The 18729-nt window shown below is 39.6% G+C and carries 15 protein-coding genes; 7 read left to right on the top strand and 8 right to left on the bottom strand.

Annotation, left to right across the window (positions count from 1 at the left end; translation table 11 throughout):
- Nucleotides 1-6: 6 nt before the first annotated feature.
- The 3 genes from HEQ36_RS14405 to pdxH form a co-directional block, all read right to left on the bottom strand.
- Entirely contained in the window at nt 7-819 is an 813-nt protein-coding gene (locus HEQ36_RS14405; RefSeq protein ID WP_168636330.1) for a Uma2 family endonuclease, read from the bottom strand.
- A 291-nt stretch (nt 820-1110) separates the two neighbouring features.
- On the bottom strand, nt 1111-2202 hold the full coding sequence (locus HEQ36_RS14400) for a glycosyltransferase (RefSeq protein ID WP_168636329.1): 1092 nt from the start codon (nt 2200-2202) through the stop codon (nt 1111-1113).
- Nucleotides 2203-2884: 682 nt separating this feature from the next.
- Nucleotides 2885-3529 carry a pyridoxamine 5'-phosphate oxidase gene (gene pdxH, locus HEQ36_RS14395; RefSeq protein ID WP_168636328.1) on the bottom strand — a complete coding sequence of 215 codons (645 nt, stop codon included), beginning with the start codon at nt 3527-3529 and terminating at the stop codon, nt 2885-2887.
- A gap of 337 nt (nt 3530-3866) precedes the next feature.
- Here pdxH and HEQ36_RS14390 point away from each other — a divergent pair, with 337 nt between their 5' ends.
- From HEQ36_RS14390 to HEQ36_RS14380, 3 genes are all read left to right on the top strand, one after another.
- Nucleotides 3867-4961, top strand: coding sequence for an AI-2E family transporter (locus HEQ36_RS14390; protein ID WP_053541235.1), 1095 nt, complete (start codon nt 3867-3869; stop codon nt 4959-4961).
- A 117-nt stretch (nt 4962-5078) separates the two neighbouring features.
- Complete coding sequence (locus tag HEQ36_RS14385; RefSeq protein WP_053538796.1) at nt 5079-5870, top strand: segregation/condensation protein A; 792 nt, start codon at nt 5079-5081, stop codon at nt 5868-5870.
- Between the two features lie 130 nt (nt 5871-6000).
- Complete coding sequence (locus tag HEQ36_RS14380; protein ID WP_039201385.1) at nt 6001-7170, top strand: sugar phosphate nucleotidyltransferase; 1170 nt, start codon at nt 6001-6003, stop codon at nt 7168-7170.
- A 119-nt stretch (nt 7171-7289) separates the two neighbouring features.
- Here HEQ36_RS14380 and speA read toward each other — a convergent pair whose 3' ends face one another.
- Nucleotides 7290-9305, bottom strand: a complete 2016-nt coding sequence (gene speA / locus HEQ36_RS14375) for a biosynthetic arginine decarboxylase (protein WP_168636327.1) — start codon at nt 9303-9305, stop codon at nt 7290-7292.
- 311 nt (nt 9306-9616) lie between these two features.
- Between speA and ndk the strand changes: the two genes are divergently transcribed.
- Complete coding sequence (ndk, locus tag HEQ36_RS14370) at nt 9617-10066, top strand: nucleoside-diphosphate kinase (RefSeq protein ID WP_027401368.1); 450 nt, start codon at nt 9617-9619, stop codon at nt 10064-10066.
- Nucleotides 10067-10145: 79 nt separating this feature from the next.
- Here ndk and HEQ36_RS14365 read toward each other — a convergent pair whose 3' ends face one another.
- Nucleotides 10146-10877: a TerC family protein gene (locus HEQ36_RS14365; RefSeq protein ID WP_290707947.1), complete on the bottom strand. Its 732-nt coding sequence runs from the start codon at nt 10875-10877 to the stop codon at nt 10146-10148.
- Nucleotides 10878-11749: 872 nt separating this feature from the next.
- Here HEQ36_RS14365 and HEQ36_RS14360 point away from each other — a divergent pair.
- On the top strand, nt 11750-11944 hold the full coding sequence (locus tag HEQ36_RS14360) for a DUF2811 domain-containing protein (protein WP_027401370.1): 195 nt from the start codon (nt 11750-11752) through the stop codon (nt 11942-11944).
- 156 nt (nt 11945-12100) lie between these two features.
- On the opposite strand, the gene HEQ36_RS14355 is transcribed toward HEQ36_RS14360, so the two are convergent.
- Nucleotides 12101-12799 carry a response regulator transcription factor gene (locus HEQ36_RS14355; protein WP_053538799.1) on the bottom strand — a complete coding sequence of 233 codons (699 nt, stop codon included), beginning with the start codon at nt 12797-12799 and terminating at the stop codon, nt 12101-12103.
- A 751-nt stretch (nt 12800-13550) separates the two neighbouring features.
- On the opposite strand from HEQ36_RS14355, the gene HEQ36_RS14350 reads away from it, so the two are divergent.
- Nucleotides 13551-14174 (top strand): CPP1-like family protein, encoded by a 624-nt coding sequence (locus tag HEQ36_RS14350; protein ID WP_027401372.1) that lies wholly within the window; start codon nt 13551-13553, stop codon nt 14172-14174.
- A 390-nt stretch (nt 14175-14564) separates the two neighbouring features.
- Here the strand turns inward: HEQ36_RS14350 and HEQ36_RS14345 are convergent, their stop codons facing one another.
- A complete protein-coding gene (locus HEQ36_RS14345; protein WP_027401373.1) occupies nt 14565-15245 on the bottom strand; it encodes an HAD family hydrolase in 681 nt (226 codons plus the stop codon).
- 56 nt (nt 15246-15301) lie between these two features.
- Nucleotides 15302-18328, bottom strand: coding sequence for an exonuclease subunit SbcC (gene sbcC, locus HEQ36_RS14340; protein ID WP_168636325.1), 3027 nt, complete (start codon nt 18326-18328; stop codon nt 15302-15304).
- 233 nt (nt 18329-18561) lie between these two features.
- Here sbcC and HEQ36_RS14335 point away from each other — a divergent pair, with 233 nt between their 5' ends.
- Nucleotides 18562-18711, top strand: a complete 150-nt coding sequence (locus HEQ36_RS14335; protein WP_199924414.1) for a hypothetical protein — start codon at nt 18562-18564, stop codon at nt 18709-18711.
- Nucleotides 18712-18729 lie beyond the last annotated feature (18 nt).

The raw sequence follows: 18729 nt of genomic DNA, 5'->3' as shown, positions 1-18729 counted from the left end.
GCACATTTAATCAATTGGATTAATACCCAGTGCGCGTAATTGTTCTGCCAATCTTTCAGCCCGTTGGCGTTCCTGTTCAGCCCGTTGACTTTCTTGTTCAGCCCGTTGACTTTCTTGTTCAGCCCGTTGGCGTTCCTGTTCAGTCCGTTGCTGTTCTTGTTCTACCTTTTCGACTGCCCAGGGTAACAAATTACCTGCTTGATCCCACCATCTTAGCCAGTAACCTATACGCCCCTCTTTTTCTCCTTCCCACAATCCCAAAAATAATCCCATATCTGTAATCCAGTAGCGATTATTCTCGTCTATTGGCTGTAATTTATACTGTCCTGACTCAATTTGATGAACTTCCAATTCAACCGTCAGGGGATCAAAAATTACATAGGTAGGGACTTGGAGAATTTGTTCATAAAAAAACCATTTTCCGGGGGGGAAGGCGCGTCTAGCTGAGTATTCTTTCCCGTCTGTATCTGAGCAAAATTCCATGACAACGCGGGGAATTTCTCCTTCCAGATGAGGTGTATAACTGCGTCTATCTGTTGTCCCAGACAAGGGTAAAACCGTCTGCACAAAAAACCAATCTGGGGCTTTAACAACAAGTTTGTCATTCATTGTGGCACATATGCCCAAATTGGCAGCTATCAGCATGGTGGATTGAATATATCCACTTAGTTCCAGACTTTCTCGTAATGCCCCAGCAATTAATGGTTGTGCAGTGTTTTCCACAGGTTCTTCTTCTAGGATAAAATCTTCGGGTAATGCTTCCCAAGAGATTGCTATTGTTGATAGTTGTGGAGCAGTTGAGATTGGAGTAGCCACCATAACTCTAACTCCCTGTTGTGAGGATTTTTTCTAATTTATTATCGTCCCATTATAACTGAATCTTTAGATTCTTAATTTAACTGTTTGTGGAGTTGCTGAAATAAACTTGAAGATTCAACAATTTCCAACTTTGTATTTTGGAGCGAAACATAATTCATCTCGCTGTTATACTAAAAACGGGTCGCAGCCTTACCATTAAAATCGCTAAAAGTATTGATATAAAAGGATTTTTGCCGAAGTAAAAGTCTAGCAATCATCCGTTTTCAGTATATACAATGCTAAAAATCGGTATTAGTCAGGTTGAGTAGATGGAGAAAAACTTTCCTGAAAATTTAACTCCTCATATACAGCCAATGTTTCTTGGTGTACACGGGCAACATTTAACCATTCTAGATTGTCCTGCGATCGCTGTTTCCATTCCTGAAGTATATTTGCATCACTCAATAATTTTACTAATGCCTGAGCCAATTGATGACTATCCTGCGCCAGCACTAATATCCCCGCTTTACCATTATCCAAGGCCTCTGGAATACCATCTACCTCAGTGGCCACAATCGCCAACCCTGCTTCCCTCGCTTCTGAAAGCACCAAGGGACAGGGATCACGGTGGGAAGCCAAGACAAAAATATCACAGGCTAGTAAATAACGTTGGGGTTCAGGCTGAAACCCTTCAAAGTGAATCCGATGACTAACAGCCGTTGCTTGGGCTTGAGACTCAAATATTTGTTTATCTGGACCATTTCCCACCAAATATAAATGTACTTCGGGAAAATCCTGAGCAATTTCTTCAAAAGCCGCAATTAATTCAGTGATGCCCTTTCTTTTATACATTCCTGCTACGGTGACTATCGCTGGACTTTGTAAACTTAAAGGTTGATAATCGGATATTTTCCGAGTCCGAGGACTACCCAATGTCCCATTACAAATTACCCGTAATTTTTGTTTGGGGATTCCCCGTTGTACCATCGAATTTTTGACAGCCTTACTAACAGCAATTACTCGGTCTGCTAAACCCATCAATAGGCTACTAGGTTGAAATTCATTATGGACAGTAGCCACTAAAATATATCTATTTTCCCATCTCAAAGCCCGCGCTAATACCACACCAGTCATCATGTGAGCATGAACTATATCTGGTTGAAATTCTTGCACAATTTTCCGATAAGCGATCGCCGCCTTCATCATTGTTATTGGCTGACGACTTTGGTTAATTTCGTAATGTTTAACACCAAATTGATTTAATAATTTTTCGTATCCCCCTCCCGCTGAAATTACCGCCACATCATCGCCAGATTGGGATTGTAAACAAGCTAAATCCACAGCTACATTGACAATACCATTACCGATTTCCTGGACATGATTTAATATATGTATGATTCGCATAAAGTTAAAAATGTGTATCAAAACTTAAATACATTTCAGCAAAGAAAGATTAATCATCTAATTCAAAGGGAACAGGGAACGGGCAACAGGGAACAGGAAAAACTCATGTTTAAAAACATGAGATTGAAATAATGACACTGTTTTTTTCGTGCTACGCATCTTTTAAAAACATCCTTTTTTTGACTGAGCTTTAAACTGGTGCAAATGAGTGTTTCTTATTTGCTCCCTGTTCCCTGTTCCCTTCTTTTGTAAGTGAATGGAAAAAAAACTACATATGTAAGGAAAAGTCAAGTTGCCCAAAATCTCTTTTCTGTTCCCTTGCCATAACAACAATTTTTAACGCCAACCTACTTAATGACCTGATAACTACTATATCTATGTCGGTCTTTCTGATAAGTCATGCTTAATATATACAGATCCAGTATAATCTAACTGTACATTAAGAAACATATATCAAAGATAATTTGGGGTAGTTAACTTATACTGAATTATTAATTAATAATCATCGGTTTTTACTCTGATCAGGATCTTCCTATTAATTATCATTTAAGCATTCAGTATTCAGCTATCAGTTTTCAATACGGAAATACAGAATGTTAAATGTGTATAACTTTCAGGAAATAACTACTTCCTCATCTCCACTATTACTGCTGATAGCTGAATGCTGACATCAAATATTAAATCAAGGTGATAAACGCTCGATTTCCCAGCCGCCATTATCTACACGAGTATATAACAGGCGGTCATGTAAACGACTCGATCTTCCCTGCCAAAACTCAATTTTTTGGGGAATCACGCGAAAACCACCCCAATGTGGAGGACGAGGAACTTCCTGAGTTTCATATTTGCGCTGAAATTCTTGTAATTGTAATTCTAAAATTTCTCTACTCGCAATTACTTCGCTTTGATTAGAAGCCCAAGCACCTAACCGACTATATGTAGGGCGGATTTCAAAATAGCTATCAGATTCTGCTGCGGAAATTTTTTCCACAGTTCCCACAATTCTGACCTGGCGTTCTAATTCCGCCCACCAAAAAACCAAAGCAGCATGGGGGTTTACTGTCAATTCCTGTCCTTTTTGGCTATTGTAATTAGTAAATAAGACAAACCCCCGTTCATCAAAATCTTTGAGTAATACCATTCTCGCCGAAGGCTGACCATCGGATGTACAAGTAGCCAAAGTCATAGCATTAGGTTCAGGTAGCTGGGCTGACAGGGACTGACTAAACCAGATTTTAAATTGTATAAATGGATTTGGATCAATTTGTTTCTCATTTAAATCTTGTAATGTGTAGTCTTTGCGAAGATCAGCTATGCTAGTATCCATTTTTGTTATTTCCTCAAATTTAGATCAGCTAAAATTTATGATCAAAATCAGTAAATAGTTTAGACAATAGTAATACCTTGTCCATTTTCCGTAGGTTGGGTTAAGCGACAGCGCAACCCAACAAATGCGTTAGGTTTCATGCTGATTGCTTGGCGTTCACGCAGTGTCCCGCAGGGATACGTTTACGTTCCACAACCCAACCTTACAAATCAAGGCTTTTTCCAATTTGGACAAGGTATTGACAATAGGAAATGGAAATTACAAAAGTATGGCTTCCGCCACACTAGGTGATCATTCCTCTCTTACACCTGAAGTCCTTGCTTATACATTAAATCAGATGCGCCGTTTTGCTTCTCTGCAAACTCTGTTAATTTACGGACTCAGTGGACCAATTATCGCCCTCAATATCTGGCTACTGTCTGTATTATTCCATTTTTTCCAGAATCCAATTACTATTCTCAGTATTGCTGCAATTCTGGCTTTTCTATTGAATTACCCGGTTAAGTTACTGGAGAAAGTCAGAGTTACCCGTACTCAAGCAGTAATTATTGTTTTACTGCTGACTTTAACTTTGTTTATTGTTTTGGGTGTTACCCTCGTACCAATGGTCATTGACCAAACCATTCAATTGTTAAATAAGATTCCTGATTGGTTAGCGACTAGTCAAGCTAATTTGGATCACTTAGAAAGTTTAGCAAAGCAGCGGCGGTTATCTATAGATTTAAAGCTGGTAACAAACCAAATAAATGCTAATATTCAGAATTTAGTACAGCAAATAGCTTCAGGGGCGGTAGGATTTGCAGGAACACTGTTATCAGGAATACTGAACGTAGTATTGGTCATTGTTCTAGCTTTTTATATGCTCATATATGGCGATCGCGTTTGGTCTGGTTTAGTTAACATTCTCCCGTCTAATATTGGTCTTCCTTTTAGCCGCTCATTACAGTTAAATTTTCAAAACTTTTTTTTGAGCCAATTATTGCTAGGACTATTTATGGTCATAGCCCTTACACCCATTTTCTTATTTCTGAAAATTCCATTTGCCCTGTTATTTGCTATTATTATCGGTATTTCTGGGCTTATTCCCGTTGTTGGCGCAACTTTAGGCATTGGTTTAGTCACATTGTTGGTATTAATCCAAAATTGGTGGTTAGCCTTTCCAGTCGCTACAATGGCAGTTATCATGCAACAAATCAAAGACAATTTGTTAGCACCAAAATTAATGGGCAATTTTATTGGACTTAACCCTTTATGGATTTTTATTGCCATTTTAATGGGATTTGAAATTGCTGGATTATTAGGAACACTCGTTGCTGTGCCAATTGCGGGAACTATCAAAGGCACTTTTGATGCCATTAAAGGCAGTGATCACAGTGATTTTGTCTCTACTTTTCGAGCTAATTACGGCTCGGAATTTGAACAAGATGAATAAATTGGTTATTGGTCATTAGTCATTGGTCATTGGTCATTGGGTAATTTTCTCCGAACTCCGAACTCCGAACTCCTGACTCCTGACTCCTGACTCCTGGTATATTAAATTTTGAATTAAATGGATGCAGTCGAACTATTAGAAACAATTACACACCTCATTGAGCAAGCTGAAAAAGGGGAAATTGACCCTTGGGACGTGCGAGTTATTGAGGTGATTGACCATTACTTAGAATTGATGGCTCCAGAAGCAAGAACTATCAGAGGCTATGAAAGTGACTTGTCTCAATCTGGACAGGCTTTTTTATCAGCATCAATGCTTGTATTATTTAAAGCTAATACATTAATGCAGTTGTCGGCAGTACATAATATCTCAGAAGAAGTTGTAGATGATACACTATTAGAAATTGAGGATGGATTGTTATATCCAGCCCATCGTTTGCAACTGGAGCAACACTTACGCCGTCGTCCGGCAGCTATGCCACCCCCAAAACGGCGGGTAACTTTACAAGAGTTAATAGACCAGTTACAAATTATGGCCAGCCAACTAAAGCTGGTAGAAACAGTAGATAAACCTAAGCGACTGAAACGTCAACCTAGTGTGCAAACTATGAGGGAAGCCCTAGAGTTAGCACACCAAGAAAATCTAACGGAAGTCGCGTTAGAACTAGAGCAAGTATTAAATTCTGCTGCTAAAGGGCAAAATTTAGAGGAACAATGCTGGAATTTAGAACAACTGATAGATTTGTGGATAAAGACAAAACAACCAGAGAAAAAAGCTTCTCATCATGAATCAGAACACGGTAACTTAGTTAGCGTTTTTTGGGCGTTACTACTGCTATCGGCTCAATCTAAGGTAGAACTATTTCAACAAGAATTTTACCAGGAAATTCAAATCCGCTTACTTACTTAAAGGCAGGGAGCAGGGAGTAGAGAGTAAGGGGAGTTGGGGAAGTGGGGGAGGTGGGGGAAGTAAAAGGGGAGAAATATTCTTGTGCAACTGACAACTGACAACTGACAACTGACAAAGGAAATAAAATTTTATGAAAGCGATGATTCTTGCGGCGGGAAAAGGTACTCGTATCCGTCCCATTACGTATACAATTCCCAAACCGATGATTCCTATACTGCAAAAGCCGGTTATGGAATTTTTGCTGGAGTTATTACGTCAACATGGCTTTGACGAAATTATGGTCAATGTCAGCCATTTGGCGGAGGAAATAGAAAGTTATTTCCGAGATGGTCAGCGGTTTGGAGTGCAGATTGCCTATTCTTTTGAAGGTAAAATTGATGATGACGGTAAACTCGTCGGTGAGGCTATTGGTTCGGCTGGGGGTATGCGTCGGATTCAAGATTTTTCCCCATTTTTTGACGATACATTTGTAGTGTTGTGTGGTGATGCTTTAATTGATTTAGATTTAACTGCTGCGGTAAAGTGGCATAAATCCAAAGGGGCGATCGCTACTATTATTACCAAATCAGTTCCCAAGGAAGAAGTTTCTAGTTATGGTGTGGTAGTTACGGACGACGATAATCGCATTCAAGCTTTCCAAGAAAAACCAACTGTTGAAGAAGCTCTTAGCACTAATATCAATACAGGTATTTATATTTTTGAGCCAGAAGTGTTCAAGTATATACCCTCTGGGATGGAGTATGACATTGGTGGCCAATTATTTCCCCAACTTGTGGCAGATAATGCCCCTTTTTACGCCATTCCCATGGATTTTGAATGGGTAGATATTGGTAAAGTTCCCGATTATTGGCGAGCAATTCGTGGTGTTTTATCAGGGGAAATTAAAAATGTGCAAATCCCTGGACATGAAGTTTTGCCAGGTATTTTTACTGGATTAAATGTATCTGTAAATTGGGACAAAGTAGATATTACTGGACCTGTTTATATCGGGGGAATGACTAAAATTGAGGATGGCGCAAAAATCATTGGTCCGGCGATGATTGGTCCAAATTGTTGGATTTGCAGTGGTGCAACTGTAGATAACAGTGTGATTTTTGAATGGTCGCGTTTAGCTCCAGGTGTGCGTTTGGTAGATAAGCTGGTGTTTGGACGTTATTGTGTGGATAAGACGGGGGCATCAATTGATGTCCAAGCTGCGGCTTTAGATTGGTTAATTACTGATGCTCGTCAAACTCCACCTTCTCAAAAGCCTTTAGAACACCAAGCGATCGCCGAATTATTGGGAACAAACTCAATTTAGTCAGTGGTCAGTTGTCAGTGGTCAGTTGTCAGTTGTCAGTTGTCAGCTATCGGCTGTAATTTACTACTAACTAATGACCAATGACCAATGACCAATGACCAATGACCAATGACTAATGACTAATGACTATTCAAGTAAGTATACCGTTGTAAACTTTGCTCGTAAGTTTGTAGTAGTCGTTGGGACTCTGTTATGGTGATATGCTGCTCTTCTAAAGCTCGCTCACAACGTTGGCGAATATTTTCTATCATGTCTTCAGAATTATACTGGACATAGCTTAAAACTTCACTCATGGTATCGCCCTTGACAACGTGTTCAATTTGATAACCCTTGGGGGTTAAATTAATGTGAACAGCGTTAGTATCACCGAAGAGGTTATGTAAATTTCCCATAATTTCCTGGTACGCTCCATTCAGGAACATTCCTAGATAATAGGGTTTCCCCGGCTCAAATTTGTGCAGTTCTAAAACTGATTTGACATCCCGTAAATCTATAAAGCGGTCTATTTTTCCATCACTATCACAGGTTAAATCCGCTAAGATTCCTCTGCGAGTTGGTTCTTCATCAAGGCGATGTATGGGCATAATGGGAAATAGTTGATCTATCGCCCAACAATCTGGTGCTGATTGAAACACAGAGAGATTGATGTAGTAAATGGAAGCCATAATTTTTTCCAGGTCTTCCAACTCATCAGGTACGTATTCTTCCTGACGGATAAGAGTTAAAACTTTTTGACAACAAGCCCAGTAAAGACGCTCGGCTTTAGCGCGTTCGTTGAGGCGCAAAATTCCTAAGTTGAAACGACTGATGGCTTCTTCTTTAAATTGAGCAGCATCGTGATAGAACTCTTGGTAATTTTCCTTATTAATGGATTGGTAGGTTTCCCAGAGATATTTAATGATTGGGGATTCTCCCTCTTGGTGAGGAGAAGGGGGATCAAGAGGCACATCACTGGTGCTGAGAACATCAAAGATTAAAACCGATTGGTGGGAAGAAATCGCCCGACCACTTTCACTAACTAGCGTTGGTACAGGAATATGCTTTTCATCACAGGTGTCTTTTAACTCTGCTACGATATCGTTAGCATAGTTTTGCATATTGTAGTTTTTCGAGGTGTAGAAATTGGTTTGAGAGCCATCGTAATCTACACCTAAGCCACCACCAACGTCTAAATACTTCATATCTGCCCCTAACATTGCCAATTCTACATAAATGCGGCTGGCTTCTTGGATGGCATCTTTAATGACATTGATCGCGGAGATTTGAGAACCAATGTGGAAGTGTAATAATTGCAAAGAACCGAGTAAGTCGGCTGCACCTAATTTTTCCACAGCTTCCATAATTTCAGGAATTGTTAACCCAAATTTAGCGCGATCGCCTGTGGAAGTTCCCCAACGTCCCATTCCTTGGGTACTTAGTTTCGCTCTTACTCCTAAGATGGGCTTAATGCCTAATTGACGACTAGCCGTAATGGCTAAATCCACCTCTTCAATTTGCTCTAGGACGATAACTGGTGTTTGTCCTAGTCTTTGGGCTAACATCGCTGTTTCGATGTATTCCTGGTCTTTGTAGCCGTTGCAAATTAACAATGATCCTGGTGTATCCAACAAAGCCAGAGCAATCATTAATTCTGGCTTAGAACCTGCTTCTAAACCAAATTGATGAGGTTTACCAAACCGAACTAAATCTTCGATCAGGTGGCGTTGTTGATTACACTTAACTGGAAATACTCCCCGATATACACCAGGATAGTTATAGCGAGCGATCGCTTTAGCAAAACAAGCGTTTAACCGCTCAATTCGGTCTTCCAAAATATCAGAAAACCGGATTAACATGGGCAGACCCAAATTGCGCTGCTTTAAAGCATTTACCAACTCAAACAAATCTAATGACCCACCGCGTTCACCCTTGGGAGAAACAGTGACATGACCAGCCGCATTAATCGAAAAATAAGGCTGTCCCCAACCTTCAATGCGGTAAAGGTCTTCACTGTTCTCAATTTTCCAAGGCAAAGGTAAATCTCCTGTACTTGTACTAGGTACTAACAGTTGTTTCTTTTTTTGGCGTTTTAGTTCGGATTTATGCCCATTAGATGGCATTTTCACAATCTCATCAGCGGTTGACTCGACACCCATTTTTTCCTGACCTCTGTATTGCGCCCACGAAATAACAATTTAACAAAATAGTCTGGTAACGGATATACAACTAGAAATAATTTCTGATTAAGAATTAGTAATTAGAAGTATGGTTAATACCATGTTGCGCTACCCGTAGAGGGGTAAGTAAGCCTTGCTAGGTTTTGACCAGAAAGAAAAGAAAACTATCTTTGCTTAATTTCCTGATCTCTGCAAATTTTTCGGGAAAATTCGCAAAACTACTAGACAAAAGACATCAATACAACTGACAATTAACCCATCAAAATTAGATTATGTTTTTGGAGACAGATTTGGAACGCACATTTTTAGCAATTAAGCCTGACGGTGTCCAGCGCGGACTAGTGGGTGAAATTATCCGCCGATTTGAAACCAAAGGCTTTACCCTGGTGGGTTTAAAGTTTATGAAAGTCAGTAAGGAATTAGCGGAAAAACATTATGATGTTCACCGTGAAAGACCTTTTTTCCCTGGTTTAGTGGAATTTATCATTTCTAGTCCAGTGGTAGCAATGGTTTGGCAAGGTGAGGGCGTTGTGGCAGCAGCCAGAAAAATTATTGGCGCAACCAACCCTTTAACAGCAGAACCAGGAACAATTCGCGGCGATTTTGGTGTTAATGTCGGTCGTAACCTCATTCATGGTTCTGATGCTCAAGAAACCGCTCAAACAGAAATTGCGCTGTGGTTTAAGGAAGAGGAGTTAGTTGCTTGGCAACCTCATTCTACACCTTGGTTAAGTGAGTAGTTAGGCAAGAGGCAAGAGGCAAGAGGCAAGAGGCAAGATTAATTTCTCCTCATCTCCTCTGCTTCTGATCTTTGCTGAATTACTTTGTTACTTCGGATACTTCAGCTTTTTCCTTTTCTTCTGGGGCTAATTCCACAACGTTGCGTTTAGAGAAGCCCCAGGCTAAGATGATCCCAATGGCAGTCACTACGAGCCATTCTGGTGGGACTAAATCATCGTTGATGACTTTTAATAAGAGACGTAAACCTACGAAGGCTACAGTGATGTAACCTGCGTCTTCTAAGTTTGTATATTCATCTAACCAGCGGATAAATAATCCAGCCATAAATCGGAGGGTGACAATCCCAATGGTTGTACCTGTGATTACTAACCATATTTCTTGAGAAACGGCGATCGCTGTGGTAACACTATCCAAGGAAAAGGCTAAATCTGTAAAGGCAATTACGGGTATAGCTTGCCACAGAGATTTAAAACGTGGTCCATGATGGTGATTGTTTTCATCTTCTTGGGAACTAAAGTGCTGAAAGACCAGCCACAACAGATAAGCAGCACCCAATAGTTCAAATTGCCAAAATTTCTGTACCCAGGTAGCTGTTAACAGTAGGGTAATGCGGAGAACATAAGCGAAGATTAACCCAATATTTAGGGCTTGACGTTCTAGTTTCTTGTCTTCTAGTCCTTGGGCGATCGCAGCGAGAGCGATCGCATTATCAGCCGACAGTACCGCTTCTAAAATCACTAATATTAAGAGGACTATAGAAGCTTCAACACTGAAATGAAAATTTAAGTAATCAAATATTTGGTCTAACATTCCAATTTCTCAGGCAAAAATTCAGAATCTACAGGATATGGGATTTAGAGGTTTTTATTGTCGAAACTACAATAAATTACTACTTCCATCTATTTTAACGTGCATTTAGCCTACTCTTAATGAGTAACTCTTATCACCAACTGTATAGGCTATCAAACTAACAAGCAAGCAAGCAGGGCAATAAGATAATTTTTTTCTGATCATGACCCGTCAAAATGTCTATAAGCAAAAATTTTTATAAAATAAATTGTATTTACAAATATAGCAATCGCCAAGGCGGTTAGGACATTAATTAACAGTCAAACTCTTGCTACCAAAGGGGTTTTCTCCTGACTCCTGCTATATACTTTACCACCTTACGAGTTTTTTGGTAAGCGTCAAATTCAGTATCTGAAAACCTGAGAGTGTCAATTGCTTGATATGTCATATTTTCCTGACATTATGGTAATTCTTATTATTAACAACCTTTTTCCTCATTGATTCCACAGGATTTCCACAGGTGATTTTGGACTTTTCCACAGACGTTCTACGAGTTAATCAGTCATTGCTGACTTATTGGGGATTGTTAATTGTTCACTACTAACAGGGTGGATAACCGAGTTTTTATAAAGTTATATAACAAAAATATAGTTGTAAGCCTGATTATTTGGTCAAGATTTATTTTTGACTGCTAATTGTTAACATTTCGCAGCATTGACAAATCCACCCCTGGTGAGCGCAGAATAATGAGTCTTAGTTTGATTTCATTCAGCATCTGAATTTTGTGTTCTGGTTTATTTTAATTTCTCCCTACGTCCCTCACAGGGCATGAATCAGCCCTCAGTAAAACTGAACACCAATAACTTCTCTTGATTGATCTACAGGAAAATTTTATGAACACCACAGTCCCTATCTTTACGGAAATTCCCGAAACATTACAGGAATCCATGAACAACTACTTAGAAACCCATCCTGATTGGGATCAAACCCGTGTCTTAACAGCGGCTTTATCATTATTTTTGCTGCAAAATGGTGAGAGCGATCGCCGAGCGGCGCGTGTTTACTTAGAAACTTTATTTCATCAATAATCCATAAAAATACTGGATTAAATTCATAAACCAAGTTTATTTATTTGATCCCACAAGAGGAACGCGGTAGCGTTGGGAGCTTCGCGTCTTTAGACCGGAGAGTGTCAAATCTTTATTGCGTGGGATTGGCGGGGGTTTACAGGTGGTAGTCAAATTTTAGGCAGAAGTAGCGCATTCAAATTTGTACCCTACACCACGAATAGTATGAATTAATGTTGATTGAGTAGGATCTATTTCAATTTTCTTACGAATTTGACCGATATGAACATCCACAACCCGCTGATCCCCAACATATTCATAGTCCCAAACTTCTTGAATGAGTTCGGATCGTCGCCAAACTCTAGCTGGATGACTAGCAAGAAAATATAATAAGTCAAATTCCAGCGCAGTTAGGGGAATGGGTTCGCTGTTAATCATTACTTCCCGCCGCATAGAATCAATTGTTAATTTGTCAAAAATTAAGCGTTGCTGTTCGGCATTAGTCACAACTCGCTGCCGCCTTAAAATAGCCCCTACTCTTACCTCCAACTCTCCCAAGCCAAATGGCTTAGTCAGATAGTCATCAGCGCCTTTAGCAAAACCGCGAATTTTATCACCTTCGTCGGTTCTACTGGTCAGGAGTAGTACAAATACGCCACTACGACTCTGCATTTCTTGACAAAGGTTAAAACCAATTACATCCGGCAGATTAACATCTAAAATTACTAAATCGGGATTAAATTGTTCAAACATACTCATACCAGTCTTCCCATCTTCGGCAGATTCAACTTGATAATTTTGTTTGAGCAAAAAGCGTTGGATTAAATTCCGAACCGCAGGATCGTCGTCAACTACAAGAATCTTAGCAAGAGCCATAGGGATTACTTTTTATAAAAGCGCATAGGATTAACAAACATGATTGCGTAGGGACGCAGGTTCTACTTTGTTACTAATTCAAAATTTACAGGGGAGAGCAATGATTATCCTGATTATTTCCATAAAATGTGATTTTTATTATGGATAGGCAAGAGGTAAATATGCTGGTATAGCAAAAGTTATGAGTAATTCAGTCTTTTTGAATTTGTGTGCGGTTGACCCGACTCGTGCTATGATTCTAGTAGATGTATAAAATTGCCTAAGACATATAATTTAGCTTAGACAGTAGAAGCCTCTCACCTACCCGATAGGGAGGTGATGAGATGAATACAATACGCGCGAGTGAGGAATTCCCCAACGAACAAAATTAAGCGCAGCTTAATCAGTGTTGTTGGGCGATGTTAGCAAAGCGGCACGAAGTGCGGAATGAACACTTTCTTGATTTTTTTTCAAATATTTGATATAATTTTCAACAGTAGGTGTAACTCAATTAAATGCACCAAAAGCAGCCTATCAAAATAAAAGCTAATTGTTTGGCTTAACCAAAGAACCGTGTGACACACGGTCTTAAAGCTCAGTTAATGTCTTCATAGAAGAGTCGCGCTCGTTGCCCACACTCACCTGAAAGGGAGTGTGTGGAGTATGTCGCATAGTTACTGATCTAGTTGTTGTCTTTATTTCTATAAAATCTAAAGTTGTTTTTCTGTAAAATAAAAAGTGCCGCTGATTAAGGCTAAAGTAATAACCTCCCATGAGTGATCAAAGTCCCTACGAAAAACTTGGGGTATCGGAAGACGCAAGCTTCGATGAAATCCAGGATGTTCGGAATCGCCTGTTAGAAAAACATGGTGGTGATGGCAGTGTCCGAGAAGTTATTGAAGCCGCTTATGATGCGATTTTAATGGAACGCCTGCGGATGCGCCAAGAAGGTAAGATTAAAGTGCCTGAGCGCATCCGATTTCCAGAAATGCGAGTTCCATCTTCTCCTCAAACAAGTCAGTCTCTTAGTCAGCAGTCTCCTGCATGGCTACAGCGAAGTTTAGATCAGCCCACGTTAACTGATGTCCTGCTACCAGGTGCCTGGTATCTAGGTTTGGGTGCAACGAGTTTATTGTATCCCGGTAGTGGTGGACAGGTTTTGCAACTGTCCTTGGTAGTTGGGGTCGGTATTGGTATTTACTTTCTCAATCGTAAGGAAGGAAAGTTTGGTAGAGCAGTTTTATTGACGCTGGTGAGTTTAATTGCTGGTTTAATTGCTGGTGGTCTGATTGCTGGCTTGATATTACCATTGCCATTGATAAATATGACGGCGAATCAGTTTTCTACGTTGTTGACTTTTATCTTGCTGTGGTTAGTAAGTAGTTTTTTACGTTAGGTAATGGGTAATTGGTTAACGTGAATTCGATGAACCTCACCCCAACACCTCTCCGTGTTGGAGCTATCGTGTACACACAAGTTAAATTACCCCCCTTAATCCCCCCGATGCTTTGGGGGGAAACCGGAAAAATTAGTTCCCTCCCCTTTGCAAGGGGAGGGTTAGGGAGGGGTCAAAATATTTGATACATGAATCATGACTTTTTAAACACCCTCTTAGGAGAGGTTTACCAGGGGGGTTAAAAATTATTGGTCGAACTCACGTTTGGTTCATTAGACTTCTCCAGTAAAGATTGTAGAGACGTTCCATGGAACGTCTCTACAAGGGTTTCAAACGACGCACATTTAATTTTCGGAGATGTCTATTGCCGATTACCCATTATTTTTGTTTTTACTCGTTGAGGATGAAATTTACAGCGGTTTTTAAGTCTGGCATAATCAGATCAGGTTGATAAGATTCTAGTTGTGAGCGATCGCGGATACCAGATTCAACAGCGATAATTTTAATATTATGTTTTTTGGCGGCGGTAATGTCGGCTTCTGTGTCTCCCACCATCCAACTATCAGCAGCGGGGGGGAGTTCGGCTAAGGCTTTAGCCATTAACAATGGTTTATCTTCGACATCACGGGTTTTTACATAGTCGTTACTCAGACAATAACGGCGATTTTCTGGGAAAAATTGGCTTAAATTATGTTGATTAAAGGCATAGTCTAGTTCTCGTACCCTTCGCATTGTCATGACGGCTAAATCAACACCGGCGGCTTGAACTTGACTGAGTGCGGCTAATGCTGTGGGGACAAGAACATCATGCTGGAAATAAGGGAGGGTGTGGACTGTTTGTTTACGGATTTGGGAAAATTCTTGCCCTTGTTGGGCATCTAAACCTGATTTTAGGGCAATTTGGAGTTCGGGAGTGTGCGATCGCTTGAGTTGCCAAAATTCGGCTTTAGACAGTTCCGTAATTGTTTGTTGAGGATATCGGGTTTTCTCTAGACACAATTGATAAACACGGTAATAGCGTTCCGAAACATCCATGATTGGACCGTCAAAGTCAGTAATTAATCTCAGCATGAGTAGATAATTGGATATAGCTCCCCGACTTCTTGGAGAAGTCGGGGATCTGGGTATTACATCAATAATTGTAACTGTGAACCTTGCTGATTTTTACTCACTTCGATTCTGGCTTGGAAGGCTTCTTTGAGGTGGGGCATATGGGTAACAGTAAGTATACAGGCAAAATCAGCGGATATGGCGTTAATGGCGGCAATTAGGCGATCGCATCCTTCCCCATCTTGAGTCCCAAAACCTTCATCTACTACTAATAATTGTAATGATGCTCCTGCTCTTTGTGCCAATAATTTTGCCAGTGCTAAACGAATGGCAAAGTTAATTCTAAAAGCTTCCCCTCCTGAATAAGTTTCATAGGATCTCGTTCCCCTGGCATCAGCAATTAAAATATCTAAAGTATCTATTAATTTGGCATTTTTCTTACTGGATTTGCCACTGCGTCCGGCTTTTTGGGTAATAAATTGGACGTGAAATTGATTCGCACTCAATCGAGAAAGTAGTTGATTGGCTTCTGCTTCCAGTTGAGGTAAAATATTTTCAATCATTAAAGCTTGAATCCCATTTTTGCCGAAAGCTTGGGCTAATTCCTGATACACACGCTGTTGTTGTTTACAATTTTGTAATTGTTGTATTCCTTGTTCATACTGATTTTGTAAAGTTTCCAATTGCAGGGACATTTGTTTTAATTGTCCTAACTGAGATATTTTATTATCTAGTTCCTGTCTGCGGTTTGCTAATTGTTGTTCTAAATTATTAATTTGGGCTGTGGGGTTGGCACTATCAGATAATTGTTTAACAATATTATCAACTTCTTGAGTTGATATTTCTCTTTCTTTCAGGATTCTTTGCAATGAATCTTCTAAATCTTGACTTTTATTAAGTAATTGCGGATATTGTGCTTGTGCTGATAATAATTGTTGATGGCGTAATTGCCAAACTTGCCCTTGTCGCACACCTTGACGCAAATAATTATGCTGTTCAGAACTATAGGCAATTTCCGCAATTTGCTGTTCTAAATTAGCAATTTCTTTGGCACAATCAGAATCAGTTTGTCCCTGTTGCAGTTGCCATTGTAATTGAGTAATATTCCCTGTTAATTCTGGCTTTTTAGCTGTTAGTTGTGCTTGGCGTTTTAAGGCATCTTTAATTTGTCCTTGTTTAATTTCTGCCCACCGTAGTTTATCCACCTCACTGCGGGCAAGGGCGTGGTCTTGTTCACTATAATTAAGTTGTTGAAGAGATTGATCTAATTGCTGAATTTCTGTTTGTTTTTCAGGGGCATAGTCACCACTCTCTAAAGAACGTTCTAAATGTTCTTTTTGGGCAATAATTTGTAATAACTGTTGTTGGACATCACTTGTAGCTTCTAACTGTGCGGCTAATTGTCCCCGTTGTTCTCGCAATGAATCATAACCTGATAATTTTTGGGATATTTCTCGATATTCTTGTCGGAGTACCTGAATTTCTCGATCTGAAACTGCGAGTTGTTCCCGCACTACCCAAAATTGTCCTTGAGTATCTTCATATTCTAATTGGGTTTTTTCGATAACTTTACCCCAATGATGTTCATCTAAAGGACGTTCACACAAAGGACAACTAGCATCGGGATTTTGTAACATTTGCAATTTTTGTTCTAGTTCTGCCAACAACCTTTCATAATCTCGTTGGTGGGCTTGCAAACGTTCAATAAAATGTCGTCTTTCCTGTCCTTTTTCCTGGACTCTTTGCAGATAAACGCGCTTTTTTTCTAATTCTTCAATTTGCGTTCCTATCTCTATTACTGCTTGTTGTAATTGGGGTTGCCGGTGATGTTGATTTTGTAATTGTTTTTCTGTGGCTTGCATTTGCTCTAATCGCGCGACTAAACTAGCATGAGTGCGATCTAATTGAGTTTGTAAACTGGCTCTTTGTTGTAATAATGGTGTTACCTGCATTTGCAATTTATCTAAGTTAGTCAAATGCTGACGGGCGGTATTTAATTGTAATATAGCTGTTTCGATATCCCCAGATTTACTCAGGGTTTGATTAATTTCCTGTTCTTGCTGTTCTAAAGCTGATAATTGGGCTTGGGCTTGTTGTAATTGACGTTCTAAATCTTGAGTTTGTTTATATAGCTGTTGTTGTTTTTGTTGTTTTAAATTGGTAGCGCGGGTATGTTGTTCAAATTTAGCAGCAAAGATTTCTTCTTGAGATTGTAGATTTTGATATTGAGTATAACCGGCTTGAATGTCAGTTTGTTGATTGATAATCTTTTCTAAATCTGCTAGTTGGGATTTTACGGCTATTTGTTCTTGTTGTAGGCGATCGCTATCTTGACTAAGATTATCATATCGTTGCCGCAGAAAATTTAATTGCTGTTCCCAACTTTGTCTTTGATGTTGGATAACCTGTAAACTTTGTAACTGAATATTTTCAAAAGCTTGCACCTGTTGTAGATTATTTAGTTGCGATTCTAACTCAGTGCGTTGAGTTTCCGTTATTTCCCGTTGTTGGAGTTGAATTTTGATATTTGCTAAAGAATTTTCTAACTCTTCTCCTTGGATTCTATAAAGTTTAGCTTTATCCTTGGCTCGTTCTTCCAACTCATCATACTGATTTAGTTTCAATAACTCTGCTAAAATTTCCTTGCGTTCAGCAGGACGTTTGAGCATAAATTCATCGGCTTTTCCTTGACGCAAATAAGCAGAATTAATAAAAGTCTCATAATCTAGCTTAATATGTTCGAGAATGACATCCTGAGTGGCTTTTAATCCCTTACCCGTCAAAGGACGAAACCCAGTAGGAGTTTCAATTTGAAATTCTAAAATACTAGTTCCACCCCTAACCCGGTTGCGAATCACCCGATAAGTTTGCTGACCACTTTGGAAAGTGAAATCAATTCGGACTTCTTTCGCACCAGCATGAATCACATCATCCTCAACAGTAGCACGGCTTTCACCCCAAATTGCCCAAGTGATAGCTTCTAAAAGGGAAGATTTTCCCGCACCATTAGAACCACAAATGCACGCCGTATGCAAGCCGCTAAAATCTAAACTTGCATCACGGTAACTGAGAAAGTTTTTAATGATAAGTTGGACTGGGATCATTCAGGCTATAGTGCCAAATTTAGAATTTTGATTGTTAACAGTACAGATGCACTTAGTTTTTAGTTTAGTCATGTAATTAGCAGGTTTCTAGTCTTGAAGACATCAATTTTACAAAAATTTACAATATCAAGACAACTTTTTTCAAATGCCATCTGATGCCATCGTCAGATATTCTGTTTTTGTTGATACAATAGGCAATTAATTGTGCTGAAACTATAATCATACTTAATTCTATGGACTTTGACAAAAAAGCCTTCAGCGAACGTGACATCTGTACTAAATATATTACTCCTGCCATAGTGCAAACAGCAGTTAATAGCCTCTGGGCGCAGACCCTGCGCCCCTACTTTCTGAATTTTTCATGGTCAGAATCTACTAAGTAGGTTGGCGTTGAAAATTGT

The sequence above is a fragment of the Anabaena sp. 54 genome (assembly GCF_017355725.1).
Lineage (GTDB): Bacteria > Cyanobacteriota > Cyanobacteriia > Cyanobacteriales > Nostocaceae > Dolichospermum > Dolichospermum heterosporum.
This window is presented reverse-complemented; position numbering and strand designations above follow the sequence as displayed.